18 protein-coding genes are annotated in these 18,168 nt (G+C 38.0%); 3 read left to right on the top strand and 15 right to left on the bottom strand.

All coding sequences use genetic code 11. From position 1 onward, the window contains the following. Nucleotides 1-29 precede the first annotated feature (29 nt). The 5 genes from ASE74_RS23670 to ASE74_RS23650 form a co-directional block, all read right to left on the bottom strand. A complete protein-coding gene (locus ASE74_RS23670) occupies nt 30-953 on the bottom strand; it encodes a YihY/virulence factor BrkB family protein (protein ID WP_055915076.1) in 924 nt (307 codons plus the stop codon). A gap of 71 nt (nt 954-1,024) precedes the next feature. Then, nucleotides 1,025-1,423: an META domain-containing protein gene (locus ASE74_RS23665; RefSeq protein ID WP_055915073.1), complete on the bottom strand. Its 399-nt coding sequence runs from the start codon at nt 1,421-1,423 to the stop codon at nt 1,025-1,027. A 74-nt stretch (nt 1,424-1,497) separates the two neighbouring features. Further along, the gene (locus tag ASE74_RS23660) at nt 1,498-2,022 is read right to left on the bottom strand and encodes a GNAT family N-acetyltransferase (protein ID WP_055915070.1); all 525 of its coding nucleotides are present in this window, start codon (nt 2,020-2,022) and stop codon (nt 1,498-1,500) included. Between the two features lie 55 nt (nt 2,023-2,077). Then, nucleotides 2,078-2,617 carry a DUF4199 domain-containing protein gene (locus ASE74_RS23655; RefSeq protein ID WP_055915067.1) on the bottom strand — a complete coding sequence of 180 codons (540 nt, stop codon included), beginning with the start codon at nt 2,615-2,617 and terminating at the stop codon, nt 2,078-2,080. 119 nt (nt 2,618-2,736) lie between these two features. Continuing rightward, the gene (locus ASE74_RS23650; protein WP_055915065.1) at nt 2,737-3,210 is read right to left on the bottom strand and encodes a response regulator transcription factor; all 474 of its coding nucleotides are present in this window, start codon (nt 3,208-3,210) and stop codon (nt 2,737-2,739) included. Nucleotides 3,211-3,428: 218 nt separating this feature from the next. Between ASE74_RS23650 and ASE74_RS23645 the strand changes: the two genes are divergently transcribed. Beyond that, nucleotides 3,429-4,217 (top strand): hypothetical protein, encoded by a 789-nt coding sequence (locus ASE74_RS23645; protein ID WP_055915061.1) that lies wholly within the window; start codon nt 3,429-3,431, stop codon nt 4,215-4,217. Between the two features lie 101 nt (nt 4,218-4,318). Here the strand turns inward: ASE74_RS23645 and ASE74_RS23640 are convergent, their stop codons facing one another. From ASE74_RS23640 to ASE74_RS23620, 5 genes are all read right to left on the bottom strand, one after another. Beyond that, nucleotides 4,319-4,924 carry an alpha-ketoglutarate-dependent dioxygenase AlkB gene (locus ASE74_RS23640; protein ID WP_055915058.1) on the bottom strand — a complete coding sequence of 202 codons (606 nt, stop codon included), beginning with the start codon at nt 4,922-4,924 and terminating at the stop codon, nt 4,319-4,321. Between the two features lie 20 nt (nt 4,925-4,944). Continuing rightward, complete coding sequence (locus ASE74_RS23635; RefSeq protein ID WP_055915054.1) at nt 4,945-5,790, bottom strand: methylated-DNA--[protein]-cysteine S-methyltransferase; 846 nt, start codon at nt 5,788-5,790, stop codon at nt 4,945-4,947. 79 nt (nt 5,791-5,869) lie between these two features. Then, a complete protein-coding gene (locus ASE74_RS23630; RefSeq protein WP_055915052.1) occupies nt 5,870-6,397 on the bottom strand; it encodes a MepB family protein in 528 nt (175 codons plus the stop codon). Between the two features lie 209 nt (nt 6,398-6,606). Continuing rightward, nucleotides 6,607-6,945: a hypothetical protein gene (locus ASE74_RS23625; RefSeq protein ID WP_055915049.1), complete on the bottom strand. Its 339-nt coding sequence runs from the start codon at nt 6,943-6,945 to the stop codon at nt 6,607-6,609. A gap of 146 nt (nt 6,946-7,091) precedes the next feature. Further along, nucleotides 7,092-7,382 (bottom strand): hypothetical protein, encoded by a 291-nt coding sequence (locus ASE74_RS23620; protein WP_055915046.1) that lies wholly within the window; start codon nt 7,380-7,382, stop codon nt 7,092-7,094. Between the two features lie 241 nt (nt 7,383-7,623). On the opposite strand from ASE74_RS23620, the gene ASE74_RS23615 reads away from it, so the two are divergent. Next, the gene (locus ASE74_RS23615) at nt 7,624-7,968 is read left to right on the top strand and encodes a single-stranded DNA-binding protein (protein WP_055915043.1); all 345 of its coding nucleotides are present in this window, start codon (nt 7,624-7,626) and stop codon (nt 7,966-7,968) included. A 51-nt stretch (nt 7,969-8,019) separates the two neighbouring features. Here ASE74_RS23615 and ASE74_RS23610 read toward each other — a convergent pair whose 3' ends face one another. The 5 genes from ASE74_RS23610 to ASE74_RS23590 all read right to left on the bottom strand — a co-directional run bounded on the left by ASE74_RS23610 (nt 8,020) and on the right by ASE74_RS23590 (nt 14,979). Beyond that, nucleotides 8,020-10,098, bottom strand: coding sequence for a TonB-dependent receptor (locus tag ASE74_RS23610; protein WP_235526208.1), 2,079 nt, complete (start codon nt 10,096-10,098; stop codon nt 8,020-8,022). A gap of 53 nt (nt 10,099-10,151) precedes the next feature. Further along, nucleotides 10,152-11,471 (bottom strand): sorbosone dehydrogenase family protein, encoded by a 1,320-nt coding sequence (locus ASE74_RS23605; RefSeq protein WP_055915040.1) that lies wholly within the window; start codon nt 11,469-11,471, stop codon nt 10,152-10,154. Nucleotides 11,472-11,723: 252 nt separating this feature from the next. Further along, entirely contained in the window at nt 11,724-12,296 is a 573-nt protein-coding gene (locus ASE74_RS23600) for a hypothetical protein (RefSeq protein WP_055915037.1), read from the bottom strand. Between the two features lie 127 nt (nt 12,297-12,423). Continuing rightward, the gene (locus tag ASE74_RS23595; protein WP_235526207.1) at nt 12,424-13,767 is read right to left on the bottom strand and encodes an ankyrin repeat domain-containing protein; all 1,344 of its coding nucleotides are present in this window, start codon (nt 13,765-13,767) and stop codon (nt 12,424-12,426) included. A 9-nt stretch (nt 13,768-13,776) separates the two neighbouring features. Next, nucleotides 13,777-14,979, bottom strand: a complete 1,203-nt coding sequence (locus ASE74_RS23590; RefSeq protein WP_055915031.1) for an ankyrin repeat domain-containing protein — start codon at nt 14,977-14,979, stop codon at nt 13,777-13,779. 542 nt (nt 14,980-15,521) lie between these two features. Between ASE74_RS23590 and ASE74_RS23585 the strand changes: the two genes are divergently transcribed. Next, nucleotides 15,522-17,741, top strand: a complete 2,220-nt coding sequence (locus tag ASE74_RS23585) for an NADP-dependent isocitrate dehydrogenase (protein WP_055915028.1) — start codon at nt 15,522-15,524, stop codon at nt 17,739-17,741. Nucleotides 17,742-18,168: the final 427 nt, after the last annotated feature.

Here is an 18,168-nt window from a genome sequence, read left to right as displayed (position 1 = left end):
GCTTTTGCAACCCTTGTTTACTGAGCGAATTAGTGCTCTTTTTCCGGTTCAACCTCGGTAAGTTCGTATGCAAATGATCCGTTTTTTGGTATAATCGGCGTAGCCCTGCCTACACTTAAGGCTTTTATAAACGATGCTCCGAAATAAAATATCAGTGAGGAGTAAAACACGAAAAGCATAATTACGATTATGGAGCCTGCTGATCCATAAATGTTACTGATGTTGCTCAATGGCAAAAGAATCCTTAAAATATACTTACCCGCGGTAAATAAACAACCTGTTAACAATCCACCCGAAATGGCTGCACGCCAGGTTGGCCTTCCGTTGGTTAAATAACGGAATAATATTGTAAACCAAGTAGTTACAATCACCACAAATACCAACTGGTTGATAATGGAGGTAAGCACTAAGCCGAAAGATGGTGATCCGTTTTTTAAATATGCACCGATAAAGGCCTGCACGCTATCGGCCAGTAAACCAATAAAAAACAATATTCCGGCCAAAAGGATAATGGTAACCGAAATCGCCCTGGATTTAAGCGTATTGATAATCCCTTTTTTATCTTTTTGACCGATGTTCCAAATCTGTTCGAGTGAATTTTTAATTACATTGAATAATGTTGTTGCAACGAAAAGGAAAAATATAAAACTGAACAGCGTAACATACCAGGCCTGATCGGCCCCCCTGATATTTCTAAGCGTGGTTCTGATCTGCAAAATACTTTCGTTATCCAGTATGCTGGCCAAACGCTCAAACAGATGCGTAGCCAGCAGCCTTCTGTCGGTAAACATTCCGAAAAGCCTGATCAGGATAATTAAAATAGGGGGAAGGGCAAAATTGGTAAAAAACGCAGTTGCACCTGCCAGCCGTAAAGGGTCATTCTGTTGAAATAAACTAAATGCATTTCTTACGGTGGAGAAAAAAAAGCTAAGGTTTTCTTTTATGGATGGCATTACTTCTGCGTTAAACTCAAAAGGCCGAAAATAGTAAAAATACTTCGTTCAGCCTTTTTGATTGTAATTTTCTAATTCGTTTTGGTAAAAACAAGCAGTGTTTTATCACCGTTAAGCAGGTAAAGCTTATTGTCTGTTACTTTTGCATTGTTTACCTGGTTTAATGCATGTAAGTACGAACGCTCGGCCGCATCGGTTTCCTGACAGAACATTTTAGTACCGAAAACATTTTTAACCATTATTTTATGATCGGCAATTTCGGCATGCCCGCCATAATTATTACAAAAAGATTTTCCGCTTATTTTAAGGCTATCGGCAAAGTTTAAGGTTGCTTTTGATGAGTTTGGTAGCGTTAAGCCCGGCAGCTCAGTTAATTCCCATTTGGTATTGGTAAAGGATGCTGGATCTAATTTTTCTTTACAAGAACTAAATAGTAAGATCAGCATTCCGCAGAAGATAAGGTGTTTCATAACGATGGTTTTAATAATTTTCCTTTAACCATCAAAAACTAAACCATAAAAAGCAAGAATCAGCTTTAATCGCGCTAAACTGGGTTTGAAATCTTCATCCAATGGTGCGGTATGCCGTGGTAATCAAAAATATTAATGCGCTTTAAACCCGTTTTTTCTAAAACATGGATTGATCCTCGGTTACCAGTATCTGCAATGCCAATAATTTCATCAAGCATTAATACCTCAAATCCATAATTTCTGGTTGCCATTGCGGTTTCCGTGGCGTATCCTTTTCCCCAGTACTTTTTGCTGAACCGATAGCCAAGATCGTAATAATTAGTGTGGTTATTATTGGTTTCCTTAACCAGTTTCAGGCCGCACCAGCCTGTAAAATTTCCTGTTTCTTTTTCAATTACTGCCCATCGGCCGATGCCATTTTCAACATATTGTTTTCTGATAAATGCTATATCTGCTTTGCTCTGCTCAATGGATTTTACAGGATTGTTACCGAGGTAAAGCTGTACCTCATGGTCGCTGTCCATTTCAAACATGCCATCCGCATCTTCAGTAACCAATTCACGCAAAATTAAACGCGCTGTTTCTATATAGATTTTCATTTATCTAAGGACTTTCACAATCAAAGTTAAGGTAATTTACAAAATGAGCTTTTTTTTACGATTGGAAAGCCACGGGAGCAACCGGTCTTCTTTTTAAAATGAGTGCAGCTAAAAGCGATACCACTATACCCACAGGTAAAATTTCCATATAGGTAAATAATACAACCATTACAGGGTTTTTGTATAACTGCTGATTAGCGGCCAGCTCTTTTGTCTGCTTTGCAATTTCAGCTGCTGAGGCGCCATTGGTTTTGGCTTCTCTCAAGGCCTGCGCTACATATCTGTCCATAAAATCTGGCATAAATACATAAAAATCAATTAACCAAACCACAACATATATGGTAGAGGCAATTAAGCTGATAAAAAGCCCGATTTTAAAAGCCTTACCAAAGCTGATTGAGCCGTGATTGTATTTATCGCGGTAGTTTTTGATGCCCACAAAAATAAATGAGAATGCCAGCACCATAGAGGAATAGCCAATAAGCATGCTGTGCTCAAGGTTAGGATCACCATAGCATCTAGCCATAGAAAGTACCATTAAAACTGATACGATAAATCCTGCAATGAGCCCGAATACGATTACGTTCTTTTTCATATTTCTATAAATTTTTTAAAGTTTGTACCGCAAAGTTGGTTGGAACATTCTTTTTATCCTTCATACTTAAGGGTGATTTTTCTGAAATTCATCTAATTTAGCCCCAAAGTATGAGTCGGTTAAGGAATAATATGTAATCTTTTCGCCGTTTCTATGGCTTGTGTTCGGCGTTTAACCTCAAGTTTTTCGAAAAGCCTTGCATTATGCGTTTTTATGGTATTAAGCGAAACAAATAATTTTAAGGCAATTTCCTGGTTACTTAAGCCTGTGGACATGAGCTGCAAAACTTCTAGTTCCCTTTTGCTAATGTTTAACCTGGCAAGTGCGTTTTCATTGAGGGTAAAAATTTCCGGCTTTTGTGTAAAAACTTCTTTTTCGATCAGGATGGTTTTCGGTTTGGTTAATTTAAGTGCCAGCCAGATCCCTAAAGCAGTAAAAATAACGGCTATCGAACCTGCATAAATTTCGAAAGCATGGCTGATGATAATTAGGCGAAATTCGAGCCATTTTAATAGAAATAACAATAAAGCCAGAAACAAACCGTATAAGATTATACTTTTATTCCTGGTTAGAAAATTTGAAGGGTTCGCCATTGTTTATCTCTCAAATCAAAAATAAGTAATTTAGCGATAAGTCGGGAGTTGAGTTTGTTTAAACTATGGATTTTGAAAGCAACGGGAAATCCTATGTACATCCCGTCTTTCCAATGCAGTTGTTTACAGTTTATCGGCAAGTAATTTTATGGTGACTTTGATTATAAGGAAGCAATAAAGATTATAAATTAGCAAAAAATATATAAATAAACATACCTATGAAAATTACGCTTTATGCACTCTTCCTTTCCGTTGTTTTATTCGGTTGTGGCAGTTCAGAAAAAACCTACAAAGCAAAAGCATTTGCTGCCACTGAAGATTTTAACGTTTTTCCTAAATCGAAAAAGAACATTCTTACCATTGTAAAAACAGATTCAGGTGCCTCAGCTGCTGCCGATCGTTTCGCCATTCAATACAAAGATACAACCATTACCATTGATGATGCACCAAGTGCACCCGCAAAGAAATTTATCCTTGCCTCTTTTATCAATACCCAAAAAACAGCGGCATTGGTACAGGTTGCCAATAATGCCGGTAAAATGGCGCCATTTTATATCATTACAGTTAAAGATGGCGTAACTGAAGTGGTGAGTTTAAATAAGGCATCAAAAGGTGCTGAAGATAAAAAATATACCAATGGCCTTGAAGAATTAACACGGAGTAATATTCTGATCAACAATGATTTTTTTATTACAACGATAAACTCAAGGGTATATCCTGTAAAAAGACAAAACCCGGACGAACGGATCCAGGGGAAGTTTTTTATGTACTCGAAGGATAAAACAACTTTGGTTTTTTTAACCGCTAATTCTTTATACCAGGTTAATACCGCTACAGGTGAAAGTTTTAACCTGCCTTTGCCTGCCGATTTAATTAATGCGCCTGAAACCCTGGTTGGAAATATTCAAAATGGATATACCTGGGTGGCTAATGCAAATGGCACATCGTTTTTAAAGAAAAATGCAGATGACGACCGTATTGTAGACATTAAAGAATTTAAGCATTAATATAGAATAGTTTATTTAAGAAAAATGAGCGCATTTTGTGCTCATTTTTTTTTCTTGTACGTTTGAACCCAGTGTTTTAAAAATTTAATTCATCAACATTGTTATACCATCGTCCTAAACGTTAGGTTTACCCTTGGCTGATTTACTTTTTTAGTACGAGGCAAACGGTGCAGCCAGTTTGTTTGTGTTTCATCCTTCATTACCAGTAAACTTCCATTTTCCAAAAATAAAGCAACCGTTTCTTTGGTCTGTTTGTGTTTGAATAAAAATCTTCTTTCGGCACCGAAACTTAAAGATGCAATAGCCGAATCTTTAGCCAATGCTTTTTCGTCATCACTGTGGTAGGCCATTCCTTCATCACCATTGTGGTATAAGTTGAGTAAACAGGAATTAAATGTAGTGCCGGTTTGCGCTTCCGAGAGTTTTTTTAATTCCAGCAGTTCTTTTGTCCAGGGGAGGGCCAATTTCGATTTATTGGAGTAAGTATACGAATACGATTCATCGCCATACCAGGCTACTTTTCTTTTGGTGATGATGTGTTTACCCATAATAAAAGCTTCATCATTTTTCCACTCGATGGTATTCATCAGGATATTGAAATAATGGTCAGCTTCTGATAAGGTGAATAATTTTCCATAATAATTTACGGTTCCGCCGTAAGGTAGCAGGTTCTTATTGGTATCTATTGTGGTGCTGAATAAATCCATTGTGTTTAGGCTATTGTTCCTCATATTTGCTTGTTGGCTTGTGCTGCTTCCCATCCTATTATAGCCGTTTTTCGATCTGTACCCCAATGATAACCCCCTAAAGCACCGCTCGATTGAATTACCCGATGGCAGGGAATAAGAAAAGCTACCGGATTATCGCCTATTGCAGTTCCAACAGCTCTTGATGCATTTTGGTTTTGTAATTGTTTGGCAATGTTACCATAGGTGGCCAATTTACCCATTGGTATTTTTAGCAAAGCTTCCCAAACTTTTAACTGAAAATCGGTCCCTTTTAAATGTAGCTTAACCTGGTGCAGTTTGCTCCAATCGTGACTGAAAATATATAAAGCGTTCTGTTGCTCCTTATCCAATAACTGTTGGTAAAGGGCTGATGGAAACTGCTTTTGCAAATTGGTAAACGCAATATTTTCATCTTCATAAAATGCGATATGACAGATTCCTTTAGGTGTACTTGCTACTATAATGTTTCCGAACGGACTTTCTGCGAAACTGTAGTTAATATGGAGATTTTCGCCACCATTTTTATATTCTCCGGGCGTCATGCCTTCAATATTTACAAAAAGATCGTGTAAACGGCTGGTTCCTGATAATCCGGTTTCGAGGGCGGTATCAAATAAACTCTGGTTACTTTTTAACATTTCTTTGGCATAACCGATACTGATGTATTGCAAAAAACGTTTGGGTGTGGTACCGGCCCATTCACTAAATAACCTTTGAAAATGAAAAGGACTTAAATTTACCTGTTCTGCAATTTCTTCCAGGCCGGGTTGTGTTTTAAAGTTGGCCCTGATGTAACTGATGGCCTCGGCTATCCTGTTGAAATTAATTTCTTCCTGTGCTTTCATGGTCTTAAAAAAAATATAACCAAAAGTAGTCGGTAGTGATGGGGCAACCTACCCGAAACTTGCTGTGTTTAATTTTAATCTAGGTATTAATTAATTTCTTTGCCAATGCTAAATCGGTAGATTGGTTTAGATTAATAGAGAAAAAATATGCAAGTTGCCACTGCTGGGTTTTCTCTGCCTGTTTATTGGTTACGGTATCCCATGGAGGATAAATTCTGATTCCTCTTTTTCCGCCCACGCCATTTTTCGTGATAATTCTTTGTTGTGCCAATGTGTTCTTCGGGAAAATAAACTGACCGAAGTTGTGCTCGCTTATTGCAGTGATGATCATCAGGTCAAAATCATCCTGTTCATCAAAAGGAATAGTAATCCCAGCCTTATTCCGTTTCCATATGGTTACAAACTGCCCGGTTTTAGTAGGGGTGATTTTTGAAACACGGTAGATAATTTTTAAACTGTTTAATTCGAAGCTGCAGGCTGAATATTCCTGACTTTCACTTTCCATTTTTAGGTTAATGATTTGATAACCTAAGGGATCGTATATCAAATCAGCAGCAGTTTTTAGCAAAGGAGGCAAATGTAAAATCGGACTTTTATTTATTGACATGTTTATTCAAAATTTGGATGGGTGGCTGCTGATCAAAATTAAGTTTTTAATTGTGGATGGTAGCATTTTTACTCGACCTGGTGTGGTAATCATAGTACAAACACATGAAATAGCTGCTGTAAGAACGTAATAAATTTTGACCATTAAGAGAGTTATATGAACTACCTCACATTAACCTTATTTACGAGATTTGTGCAAAATAATTAACCTTATTGTTCCTCAATAATAGATTTACCTTTTGATCTGTCGCCCGATGTCCACTGCCAGGTTTCATGAAGTCTGATTTTGCCATTCGGCAAATGTTCTGGTACCGACTGGCAAATTCCGGTCATTAATTCTCCTTTATTATTTACCTGGTGATACCTCATTTCGATATTGCCATGCTCATCCACAAGACCGATTAAATGTCCAGAGACAATTTTTCCACCAGTATATCCGGCAGTAAGAATATTTCCTGTCTGTTGGTAGGTAAAAACAGTTTCATCTGAAGTTTCGCCGTTTTCGGTATTGCTAACGGGTTTGAAAACTTTGTTGTTGTAATTTATCATAAGCTGTTAAATGTAAACATCTGGAGCTTAAATAAAAAATACCGCAATTTTTGTTCTGTAATTCGAACCAATTAAGCTAACCAAAGTTTTTCTTCTCTTTTTACCAACAGATACCGCTCATCATTTAAAAAAAGGTACCCATATTCTTAACAGAAAATATAGACATTTCCATTCTGAGCCGTATAGCTATAAGTATGGTAATCAAAATTAAAGCCAGCAGCAATTAATTCTTTTCGTGTAACCTTTGCCTTACCACTGGGGTTAAGTTGCATCAGTATATTGCGGTTCTTTTTTAAAATGCTGTTAATCCGTTTGAGAACAAGATCGTCTTTAATCTTTAAATGATTGTTGTAATTGTTGCGACAAGAATCATTGCAAAATTTTTTATCCGTTCTCCCTTTTACGAGGGTTCCGCAATCTAAACATAAACGTTCCATAATAATTTCTTTTTATTATGGGATGATGTTCTAAATTATAAAATAAAATGGTTGAAAGAAAAAAAATAAAAAACCTTATTAGAGGTCATACGAGCGGTTTATCCGAATATAAACGTTTATAAACGACTATAAATATTTACAATCCGACTAATTTCTGAATCTACTTGCACTTTTGTCCTGTCGGTTATCGATTATGATGACTGTTCGTTAAACATTAAGAAACTTATAAAAATTCAAGATTATGGAAAGTGCAGCTAACAAAGTAGTATTAAGTGGATTTGCAGGGGCAGATGCCGATGTTAAAATTGTTGGAGATTACAAAATTGCCAAAGTTAACATGGCTGTAAATGAATCGTACAAAGACGCTAATGGCGTTGAAATTAAAAAAGTGAATTGGTTTACCCTAACATTTTGGAATGCGAAAGCTGAACTGGCCAACCAAATTAAGAAAGGTACCGGTTTGACTATTGAGGGTAGATTGGAAGCAGTTTCGTACGATGGTAAGGATGGCAAAAGACATTATAATACTGATATCGTTGTCAACGACCTTGTGATCAGAGCGAACGAAAAAGTTGCTGCATTTTAGCATCACTGATTCCCACCATATAACAATAGTTATTGGTGGGAATTTTTATTGTTAAAGTTTTATAGCCAGGCCAGTATAAAAATTGATTCCTGCCGCTGGATTAAAATATCTTCCGTTTGCAGCATTTAAGTCATTACCCAGGCTATAATTAGCATTGAGTAAATTATTTACCCCCGCATATAATTCGAAATGGATTTTACTCAGCTTTACATTACGGATGCCGGCTTTTGCTTCTACAAGGTGGTATCTTTTGGCAAAAACAGTATTTGCATCATTTAATGGTATGGTAGAAGTGTAATTGTGCTGCAGGAAAAGGTAACATTCTTTTGGAAAGTTAAATTCCAAACTGTTAATTGAAATATTTGCCGGAACACCAGTCAGTTTATTGCCGCTATAAGTTGTATTACCGCTTACAAAATCTTTAAATCTGAAATGACTAAAAGTATAATTGCTTTTAAATTGTAACCCGCTTAAAAAAGAAGCAGGGTTTCTGATAATCCAAATGGCTGTTTCAATTTCAATGCCTCTTTGCTTTGTTCCGCCGGCATTGATAAAATATTCTGTATCATTTTGGTTTAGCCTTCTTACAATTGCATCCTGAAGCTGGTAGCTGAATAGGTTTGCATTGGCATAAAAGCGGTTGTTTTTTGTTTTGTAACGCAAGCCGAGTTCGTAATTCCAGCCAGATTCTGCCTGCAAATTATTGTTGATGTTATTATCTGATGACCTTACCTCTGCGATAGTGGGTGGCGAATAGCCTCTACTTACTGAAGCCCTTGCAGAAAAATCGTTCGTTATTAAATAAGATAGCGCAACCTTTGGCATAAATTGTGGATCAAATTTCCGTTGTTGTGAAGCGATCACTACAGGAAAATAACTTTCGTATTTATACTTGTAGAAATTAAGACTTGATGCAAGTTCAATCAGCAACTTTCTGTTGATATCGAAGTTTAATCTTAAATAAGCAAAATCCTGGCTTGCTTTTAAACGATCAGAAGCTTGCATGGAAGTTGCTTCACCACCGTTGTTGTTAAAATTATTGATTTCGCTTTTGGTTGCTGAACTTTCTAACCCAACTTGTGCATTAAATTTAAAATCGTCATATTCCTTTTCATAATCTAAAAATGTACGCAAGCCCAATGTACTTTCATAACGTTTTTCATAATTGGTGATAAAAGGATTTTTGAAATCGGTATATGATGTAAAGAGCGCAATAACATGTTTAAAATGAGGATTGATCTGATAAGAATTGGATAGCCCGCCGAAAATAGTTTTATTATAAATGGCTGCCTGTTGTGCAATGGCACCAGGTAGTGTGGCTGTTGCAGGACGTGCCAATTTAGGATCTTGTTCCAATTGAGCAGCAGTTAAGCCTCCCGGTGTGTGATATCCAAGGTCACTATAAAATGCAAAGGCTTTTAAACTTCCGGCAGTACTATAATTCCACTGGTGTGCCGTTTGGAAATACTTTCTATCCATGGCACTATTCTGGCGGAAACCATCACTTTTTTGATAACCCTCTGTAAAATTAAAGCTGTAATTTTTAAATTGATGATTGATAGCGGCCGTTTGGTGGAAAAGTCCGTATGAACCAGCTATGGCAGAAACACTGATTTCATTTCTTTCAAAATTTGGTGGACTAATTAAAACGGCACCTCCTGTATTTGCTCCAAATGTACTGGCCTCCGGTCCTTTGTAGATTTCTATGTTGCCGATGGCGGCCATATCCAACGCATTTAAATAAGTGTTACCACCAGCATCGGTTAAAGGAAAATCATCGATATAGATTTTAATATTCCTGATGCCAAAAGGCGAACGTAATAAGCTTCCACGAAGCGATAAGCGGTAACTGCCTGGTGAACGTTCTTCCATTCTTACACCTGAAATGGAATTCAGTGTACTCACCAGTGAACTGCTCTGTTGATTTCTGATTGCGCTGCTGTCGATCAGATTCACCGCAGATACCGATCTTAACAGGGGTTGGTGATTGTAATAACCTTTTACTGTAATCTCGCTAAGCTTTTTTACTGAATCGGGTTTGATGGTTTGTGCTAAGCAGCTAACAGAAAATAGGGTAAATAATAGGGTAAGGTTCGGTTTCAAGAGGATAAGAATTGGAAGTTTAGCCACAGATTTGGCAGATAAATTTAACGTATTCTGTGAATCTGTGGCTATTGTATTAATTATTTTGCAGCAACTCTCCAAATTACGCCGCTAACATCGTCGGCAACCAATAAAGCGCCATCGGGTGTTAGGGTAACGCCAACCGGACGGCCATATACATCGGCCTTATCAACATCTGCTACAAAGCCAGTTAAAAAATCTTCAGGTTTACCTGCTGGTTTTCCATCTTTAAAAGGCACGAAAGCAACTTTGTAACCTGAAATTGCCGACCTGTTCCATGAGCCGTGCTGACCTATAAATGCTCCTCCCTGGTATTTTTGAGGAAATTTTGTGTCTTTATAAAACGCCAATCCTAATGATGCAGTATGGGCACCAACTGCTACATCGGGTGCTATTGCTTTTTTAACCATCTCCGGGTTTTTACCTTTTAAACGAGGGTCTTCATTCTGACCATAATATGAAAATGGCCATCCATAAAAAGCACCTTGTTTTACACTGGTAATGTAATCGGGTACAAGGTCGTCGCCCAATCCATCGCGTTCATTAACTGCTGTCCAAAGTACCTTGCTTGAAGGTGCCCAATCTATTCCGACAGGATTTCTCAAACCGCTGGCGTAAATTTTTTCTCCACTTCCATCAGGATTTATTTCCAGGATATTCGCTCTTCGAACTTCATTTTCCATTCCATTTTCACCAACATTACTGCCCGAACCTACAGTAACATATATTTTGCTTTGATCTGCATTTGCAATCAGATTTCTTGTCCAATGGTTGTTATAACCTCCCGCAGGCAAACTTAAAATCTTTTTCCCTGTAGCGGTAATCTTGGTGTCACCCGTTTTATATGGGTACTGCCATAAACCATCTGTATTGGCTACATAAAATGAGTTGCCAATAATCAGCATTCCGAAAGGTTGATTGAGGCCATTTAAAAATGTAGTAACCGTTTCTGGTTTGCCATCTTTGTTATCATCGCGGTAAAGTAAAATGGTATTGGCACTTTTTCCTGGAACTTCAGATTTAGCTTTACCTGATACCGTATTTGCAATGCTTTCAGTAGTGCTCCTTTCCGAATTTGAAAGTGCAACCAGGACATCGCCATTTGGGGCAATATAGGTATTGCGCGGACTTTTGATATTGGAAGCAAATTTGGTTACCACAAATCCTTCTGGAGCGATAGGCGTTTTACCTTCGGGCCAGCCAATTACTTTACTAAACTTGCTTTTTGCCGCATTGGTATCGGGCGCTGGTAAATTAATTGCGCCTGTTTTAGTTGTAAGCGTGGTATCTTCTCCCTGTTTTTGCGAATTCGACTTCGATTGGCAACCGAAAATTACTGCGGTTGAGAGCATTGAGGCGTAAAAAATCTTATTTTTCATATTAACCGGTTTTGATTAAATTAATCTTCGAAAAATATAACATGAAAATCAATTAGATGTTTTCAGTCAGGCCATAATTGCTACAACCATAAAAAATAAGAGTAACGTACCCTAACCTGACTTGCTTAAAGTTGTATTTTGATTCATGTTGATTTGGAAACGGTTAGTGAAACCAAATTACGGCACAACAAAACATTTAGTAGGGTTTTTTAAACCACTTTAGATTGTTATAGAAAAAATACGTTATCTGGTTTACTTCACCAGATTTTCAAGCAGTTTTTTTTCGATATCCTTCGCGTTTAAAAGCAGCGCAGAAAATTGCGGATCTGATTTTACCAATAAAAATTTGCCGTTAGGAAGGATAATTGCGGAAGTACCACATGAGGTGTTTTCTTTGAACAACAGTTTTTTTAAAAAGCCGGAGTCGGTTTCTATTTCCAGGCCTTTTGATTTTATGGGACTGAAACTTTCGCCTACTTCACGGTATTGGTAAATGGCAACTTTAGGTCTGGCTTCTGCCTTTTCGAGGATGTTTTTTTGGAATGTCCACCTTACATTATTTAAAAATTCTGCATTCTGATAACTTAAATCCTTCCAGCAGTCATCCCTGTTGAAGTCATATTTGATGATGATTGTATCTTTAAGCGTTAATCTTTGATTCTCTTTCAGGTAAAAATGGAGAGAATCTACTTGTGCATCTGTTAATGTTCCGGCTTGATAACGTTTATCTTCATCCACATAAAGCTTAGGTGAGCAGCTGTAGATCAACACTGAAAGTGAAAGCAGGATAAATAATTGCAGCTGTGTTTTGGTAGTAGATTTCATTTTGGGAGCATTAATGTCAAACTTTCCTGACCGGAGTGAGCACCGGCCAGGAAAATTCTTAATGATAAATTTAGAACTAAATATTTAAGCTTAAAAATTTAATCAAATATTTGTCGCACTAAATCTGCTATCCGTTTAATATTTTGGCTTTTTCGGCATCAAATTCTTCCTGCGATAATATTCCGGCATCCAATAGTTCTTTCAAATCCAAAAGGGCTTGCTTTTTTGCTGATATGTCATTTTTTATGGGCAGAACTTCATTTTCTACGGGTACCGTTTTTAAAGGTGCATGCAGATCGCCTTTTGGCCCTGCGTTTAACAACAGTTCTGTAATTTCGTTAAAACCTTTGATGTTTGAATAATCGATTGTTTTTTGTTCTTTCACGTTAACGATGCCTGGATCTGCTAATTGTTCGAGCAGAAATTTTACGGCATCCTTTTTCCCATTGGCTGCGGCATAATGTAGCGCAGTATTGCCACTTTCATCCTGAATGTTCACATTTGCACCTTTTTCAATCAACATTTTCAGCATACTCAAATGGCCGCTTTTTGCTGCTACATGCAACATGCTTTCGCCGCCGTAACTGTAACTGTTTTCAAAAGAAAAACTTGCTGAAATGGATATGTTATTTGCGGTTTCTACCCATTCAAGATACGAATACATCGAATCATCTTTGCCCGAAAGTGGTTTTGCGTAATTTACATCAACCCCGTTGGCTAAAAATAAATCGACGATTTCTTTCTGATTATTGGCACAGGCATACCAAATTGGCGAAAGGCCATCTTTAGAAGAAACAAATACATCTGCACCTTTTTCTACCAATATTTTGGTAAGCATCCTGTTGGCATCGTAACAGGCAAGTAATAATGCCGATTCGCCCGCGTGGTTAATGTGGTTAATGTTGGCACCTTTGTCCAGAATGAGCTCTACCATTGGTGTGTTTTTGGATTTTACGGCAAAAATTAATGGAGAATCGCCATGTTTGTTAGTGGTATTAATATTGGCGCCAAATTCCAGTAGCTTTTGCACAATTTCTTTGTTTCTCCATGCTGAGGCGACAAGTAATGGTGTTTCTGCTTCATTATTTTCGCCATCAACCTCAAGCCCTTTGTTAAGCAGTTTTTCAAGTACTTCTATCTGTCCGCTTTGCGCCGTTAAATGCAAAAGGCTATTTCCCTTTAAGTCTTTAATGTTAACCCTGGCGCCTTTATCAATTAAATAAATTGCCGTTTGTTTCTGTTTTTGTAAACAGGCAAAATATAAAGGTGTTTCCCCGGCATGGTCTTCATAATCCAGGTCGGCTCCACGGTCGATTAAAATTTGCACAAGATCTAAATAACCGCGATGGGCCGCATAATGGAGTGCGGTTCTGCCTTTTTCGTCTGTATAACCAATTTCTACTTCTCCATTTGCCAGTAAAAGTTCGGCAATTTTTCGCTTACCGCTTTCGCAGGCAATTATAAATGACATCGACATATATTAAGATTGTTTCATGAGCAGTTCAACAGTTTTTATTTTCAGGTTATCATCAGATGCAAGCATTAAAGCCGTTTCATCCTTGTCGTTTGATAAAGTAACATCCGCACCGTTTTCAATCAGGAGCTTTACTTTCCGGTACGTTTCCCTGGCTTTTTCCGCTTCGTAATTTACATTATAGGCGCAAACTTTATGCAGTAGCGTATTGCCCTGGTCATCCCTTCTATTTACATCTACCCGGCCGGTTTCCAATAAAGCTTGCAATACATCTGCGTGTTTTTCGGCAATTAAGTCTAATGGTGTTTTATCTGCGCTGTACCACTTACTGGTTTGGTATAAATCTGCACCATCCTCAACTAGTTTTTTTAGAAAATGAATACTGCTTTCACTGTTCGCTATCATCCTTGTATATTCGAACAGCAGGCTTACTCCATTTTTATTGATCTGGTCGAAATTCGGTGAAGCGGAATTTCGGAGCATATCATAAATATTTTCGCTTTGCGAATGGGCAACCGCATAAAAGAAAGCAGAATTACCATCGTTATCGGTATGGTTAGGATCGGCACCATTTTCGAGCAAATGTTCAATTAAATTTTTCTTGTTAAATTTTATAGCCGCAATCAGTGGTGTTTCCTGTACCACATTGCCTTCATTAATGTCTACACCTTCATTAATCAGGATATCAATATAACCTTTTAGTAGATCGGTGATTTGTTCATCACTAAGGTTGTACCTGCGAATGCTGCTTTTCACTACCTGATGGATATAATTTTCTTCTGCATTATTTTTAAAACCTGCACTACAACCCGCATTGATTGCCGCTTTAATTACAGCTAAACTTACACCATTTTCGAGGAGATAGCCTAATAAAGTTTTGGCATTTACTTCATCATTTAAGTTATCGAAATGCGTAATAAAATCGTTAAAAAATGTGATATGATCTTCGTTATCACCCAGATTGCGGACAATACTCTGGAAAACACTTTTGTCAAAATTATCGAATTCGTAGATGTCGGTTTCGATGGTTTTATCTTTCACCATCATGTTGAGGATTTCGTATTGTTTCTCTCTTAAGAGGTTATCCAAAATAGATGATTTTTGATATTCTTGGATATTTTTAGGGAGCTTTTCGCCGTTTTGCATCAGTGTTTTCGCCTCTTCGAATTTGCGGGCGTTTAACAGCTGATCTAGGGTAGGTTCGGTCATTTCAAGTAAAAAATTTAAAATAGATAGATATATAAGCTTTTGATCCTACAAAAGTTTAGCCAAAATATGAAGCGGGTAAGGTCTGTTTATGCTGAAAACTTCGCGCCATAGGCGGCAACAGATAATAAAGTCATGAAAGTTTCGCGCCATGGGCAGCGGCAGATCATGAGGGTCATGAAAGCTCCCTGCCGTGGGCAGCGACAGATCATGAGGGTCAGGAAAGCTTCCTGCCATGGGCAGCGACAAATCATGAGGGTCATGAAAGCTTCCTGCCATGGGCAGCTAAAAATCATATTAATGAATCAATTTTTGTTGTAATCACAATAGGATATGATCTTTTCTTGTTTTTTGTAAGCAATTGTGGTATTCCATCGGTTAGTTTCTATGTGGATCATTTTTCTGTTACTATCCTTATCATAAATAACATTGTGATGTTCCTTAATTCATTCGATTATTTTATCTTTAGGCGATTTTAAAAATACCGGTTTGCAAACTTTAAAACCGGTTGAATAGTTAACCTTAATAAGCAAAATCAATATAATATGTCAAATACATCAAAAATTATCTACACCAAAACCGATGAGGCGCCAATGTTGGCAACCTATTCACTTTTACCTATCGTACAAGCTTTTACCGCATCAGCTGGTATTGATGTAGAAACCAGAGATATTTCTTTAGCAGGAAGAATTTTGGCAAACTTTCCTGAGTATTTAAAAGACGATCAAAAAATTGGTGACGCTTTGGGAGAGCTTGGTGCATTGGCTACCACTCCGGAAGCAAACATTATTAAATTACCAAATATCTCGGCTTCCATTCCACAATTGGTTGGTGCCATTACAGAATTACAAGCACAGGGTTTTGCTATTCCAAATTATCCTGATAATGCGCAGAGCGAAGAAGAAAAAGCAATTAAAACTAAATATGCAAAGGTTTTAGGCTCGGCTGTAAACCCTGTTTTACGTGAGGGTAACTCAGACCGTAGAGCACCTAAAGCGGTTAAAAATTACGCTAAACAAAACCCACATTCAATGGGTAAATGGTCGGCTGATTCGAAAACGAAAGTGGCCAGTATGACTGAAGGAGATTTTTATGGTTCAGAAAAATCTACAACAGTTGCAGAAGCAGGTCAGTTTAAAATTGAGTTTGTAGGTGAAGATGGTACGGTAACCGAATTAAAAGGTTTATCGCCATTAAAAGCAGGAGAGGTGATTGATAGCTCTGCATTGAGTTTATCGGCATTAAAAACTTTTGTAACAAAAGAAATTGCTGAAGCAAAAGCTGAAGGCGTTTTATTATCTGCACACTTAAAGGCTACGATGATGAAAGTTTCTGATCCAATAATTTTCGGAGCCATTGTAGAAGTTTACTTTGCAGATGTTTTTGCTAAATATGCTGATCTGTTCGCAGCACTCAACATTGATACCCGTAACGGCTTAGGTGATGTTTATGCAAAAATTGCCGGTAACGAAAAACAGGCAGAAGTTGAAGCTGCTTTAGCGCAGGCTATTGCAAACGGACCGGCTTTAGCGATGGTAAACTCTGATAAGGGAATTACCAACCTGCATGTACCAAGTGATGTGATTGTTGATGCATCTATGCCGGCAATGATCCGTACCTCGGGCCAGATGTGGAACAAAGAAGGTAAAGCGCAGGATACCATCGCCTTAATTCCAGACCGTTCTTACGCTGGTGTTTATACCGCAACCATTGATGATTGTAAAGCGCATGGTGCTTTTGATGTAACCACAATAGGATCGGTGCCAAATGTTGGTTTAATGGCCCAGAAAGCTGAAGAATATGGTTCGCATGATAAAACTTTTCAGGCAGCTGGTTCAGGAACAATCCGTGTAACTGATGCTGATGGTAAAGTATTTTTTGATCAAAAGGTAGAAAAAGGCGATATTTTCCGCATGTGCCAAACCAAAGATGCTCCAATTCAGGATTGGGTTAAACTGGCTGTTAACAGGGCACGTTTATCTGAAACTCCGGCCGTTTTCTGGTTAGATGAAAATAGAGCGCACGACAGAGAAATCATCACTAAAGTAAATACTTACTTAAAAGATCATGATACTACTGGTTTGGATATCCGTATTCTGGCACCGATAGAAGCTACCAAATTTACTTTGGAGCGTATCCGCAAAGGTTTGGATACCATTTCGGTTACAGGTAACGTACTGCGTGATTATTTGACAGATTTATTTCCGATTTTAGAGTTGGGAACATCTGCTAAAATGCTTTCTATTGTTCCTTTAATGAATGGCGGTGGTTTGTTTGAAACCGGTGCCGGTGGTTCTGCCCCAAAACATATAGAGCAGTTTATTGAAGAAGGTTATTTACGCTGGGATTCATTAGGAGAATTCCTTGCCCTTCAGGCTTCTTTAGAGCACTTGTCTCAAACACAAAATAATGCAAAAGCGCAGGTATTGGCCGATGCTTTAGATGAGGCTAATGCAAAATTCTTGGCAACAGATAAATCTCCGGGCAGAAAGTTAGGTACTATCGATAACCGTGGTTCTCATTTCTATTTGGCTTTATACTGGGCTGAAGCATTAGCAGCACAAACCAAGGATGCTGATTTACAAGCTAGATTTGCGCCATTGGCTAAAACGCTATTGGAAAACGAAGCAAAAATCAATGAAGAATTAATCGGTTCGCAAGGTAAACCTCAAAACATTGGCGGTTATTACAACCCTAATGATGAATTGGCAAGCAAGGCAATGCGCCCTAGTGAAACCTTAAATACTTCTTTGGCTAGTTTATAAGCTGAGTTGTCAACTTTAATATGCTTCTGGCATGGAAGCTGACAACTCTTGAAATATTTAGCGTCCTGATTTAAAAATCAGGGCGCTTTTCTTATGATGGGTTTTTCAGCTTTAATAGCTATTTGTTATAGAGTTGATTGCATTTGGAAAGCGGATACAGAAGCATTTGGGTTGCAGCAGTTCTGCTCCCGCTTCTGCTCCCGATGAATAATCGGGTTTAGGTGGATTGGCCCAGAAGGTACTATTTGCGTTGACGTATCCCTCGGTCTGTTTCCCCATAAACCGATAGCAGAATGATATACTTTCAAGATAGTAATTTTTAGACGCTTTGCTGCGTGAGGGATAGCAACGGAAAGCCCACAGCCCTCCCGACATTAAATTGGGATTCATCAGGCGAGGACTTGGAGTGTATAGCCCGACCCTTGCG

The sequence above is a fragment of the Pedobacter sp. Leaf216 genome (genome assembly GCF_001421515.1).
GTDB lineage: Bacteria > Bacteroidota > Bacteroidia > Sphingobacteriales > Sphingobacteriaceae > Pedobacter.
Note: the sequence above shows the minus strand (reverse complement) of the source record. Positions and strands in the feature narration are given on the sequence as shown.

Coding starts and splice junctions, on each gene's coding strand:
- ASE74_RS23670 (WP_055915076.1), bottom strand. CDS start 953: ATGCCATCCATAAAAGAAAACCTTAGCTTTTTTTTCTCCACCGTAAGA.
- ASE74_RS23665 (WP_055915073.1), bottom strand. CDS start 1,423: ATGAAACACCTTATCTTCTGCGGAATGCTGATCTTACTATTTAGTTCT.
- ASE74_RS23660 (WP_055915070.1), bottom strand. CDS start 2,022: ATGAAAATCTATATAGAAACAGCGCGTTTAATTTTGCGTGAATTGGTT.
- ASE74_RS23655 (WP_055915067.1), bottom strand. CDS start 2,617: ATGAAAAAGAACGTAATCGTATTCGGGCTCATTGCAGGATTTATCGTA.
- ASE74_RS23650 (WP_055915065.1), bottom strand. CDS start 3,210: ATGGCGAACCCTTCAAATTTTCTAACCAGGAATAAAAGTATAATCTTA.
- ASE74_RS23645 (WP_055915061.1), top strand. CDS start 3,429: ATGAAAATTACGCTTTATGCACTCTTCCTTTCCGTTGTTTTATTCGGT.
- ASE74_RS23640 (WP_055915058.1), bottom strand. CDS start 4,924: ATGGATTTATTCAGCACCACAATAGATACCAATAAGAACCTGCTACCT.
- ASE74_RS23635 (WP_055915054.1), bottom strand. CDS start 5,790: ATGAAAGCACAGGAAGAAATTAATTTCAACAGGATAGCCGAGGCCATC.
- ASE74_RS23630 (WP_055915052.1), bottom strand. CDS start 6,397: ATGTCAATAAATAAAAGTCCGATTTTACATTTGCCTCCTTTGCTAAAA.
- ASE74_RS23625 (WP_055915049.1), bottom strand. CDS start 6,945: ATGATAAATTACAACAACAAAGTTTTCAAACCCGTTAGCAATACCGAA.
- ASE74_RS23620 (WP_055915046.1), bottom strand. CDS start 7,382: ATGGAACGTTTATGTTTAGATTGCGGAACCCTCGTAAAAGGGAGAACG.
- ASE74_RS23615 (WP_055915043.1), top strand. CDS start 7,624: ATGGAAAGTGCAGCTAACAAAGTAGTATTAAGTGGATTTGCAGGGGCA.
- ASE74_RS23605 (WP_055915040.1), bottom strand. CDS start 11,471: ATGAAAAATAAGATTTTTTACGCCTCAATGCTCTCAACCGCAGTAATT.
- ASE74_RS23600 (WP_055915037.1), bottom strand. CDS start 12,296: ATGAAATCTACTACCAAAACACAGCTGCAATTATTTATCCTGCTTTCA.
- ASE74_RS23595 (WP_235526207.1), bottom strand. CDS start 13,767: ATGTCATTTATAATTGCCTGCGAAAGCGGTAAGCGAAAAATTGCCGAA.
- ASE74_RS23590 (WP_055915031.1), bottom strand. CDS start 14,979: ATGACCGAACCTACCCTAGATCAGCTGTTAAACGCCCGCAAATTCGAA.
- ASE74_RS23585 (WP_055915028.1), top strand. CDS start 15,522: ATGTCAAATACATCAAAAATTATCTACACCAAAACCGATGAGGCGCCA.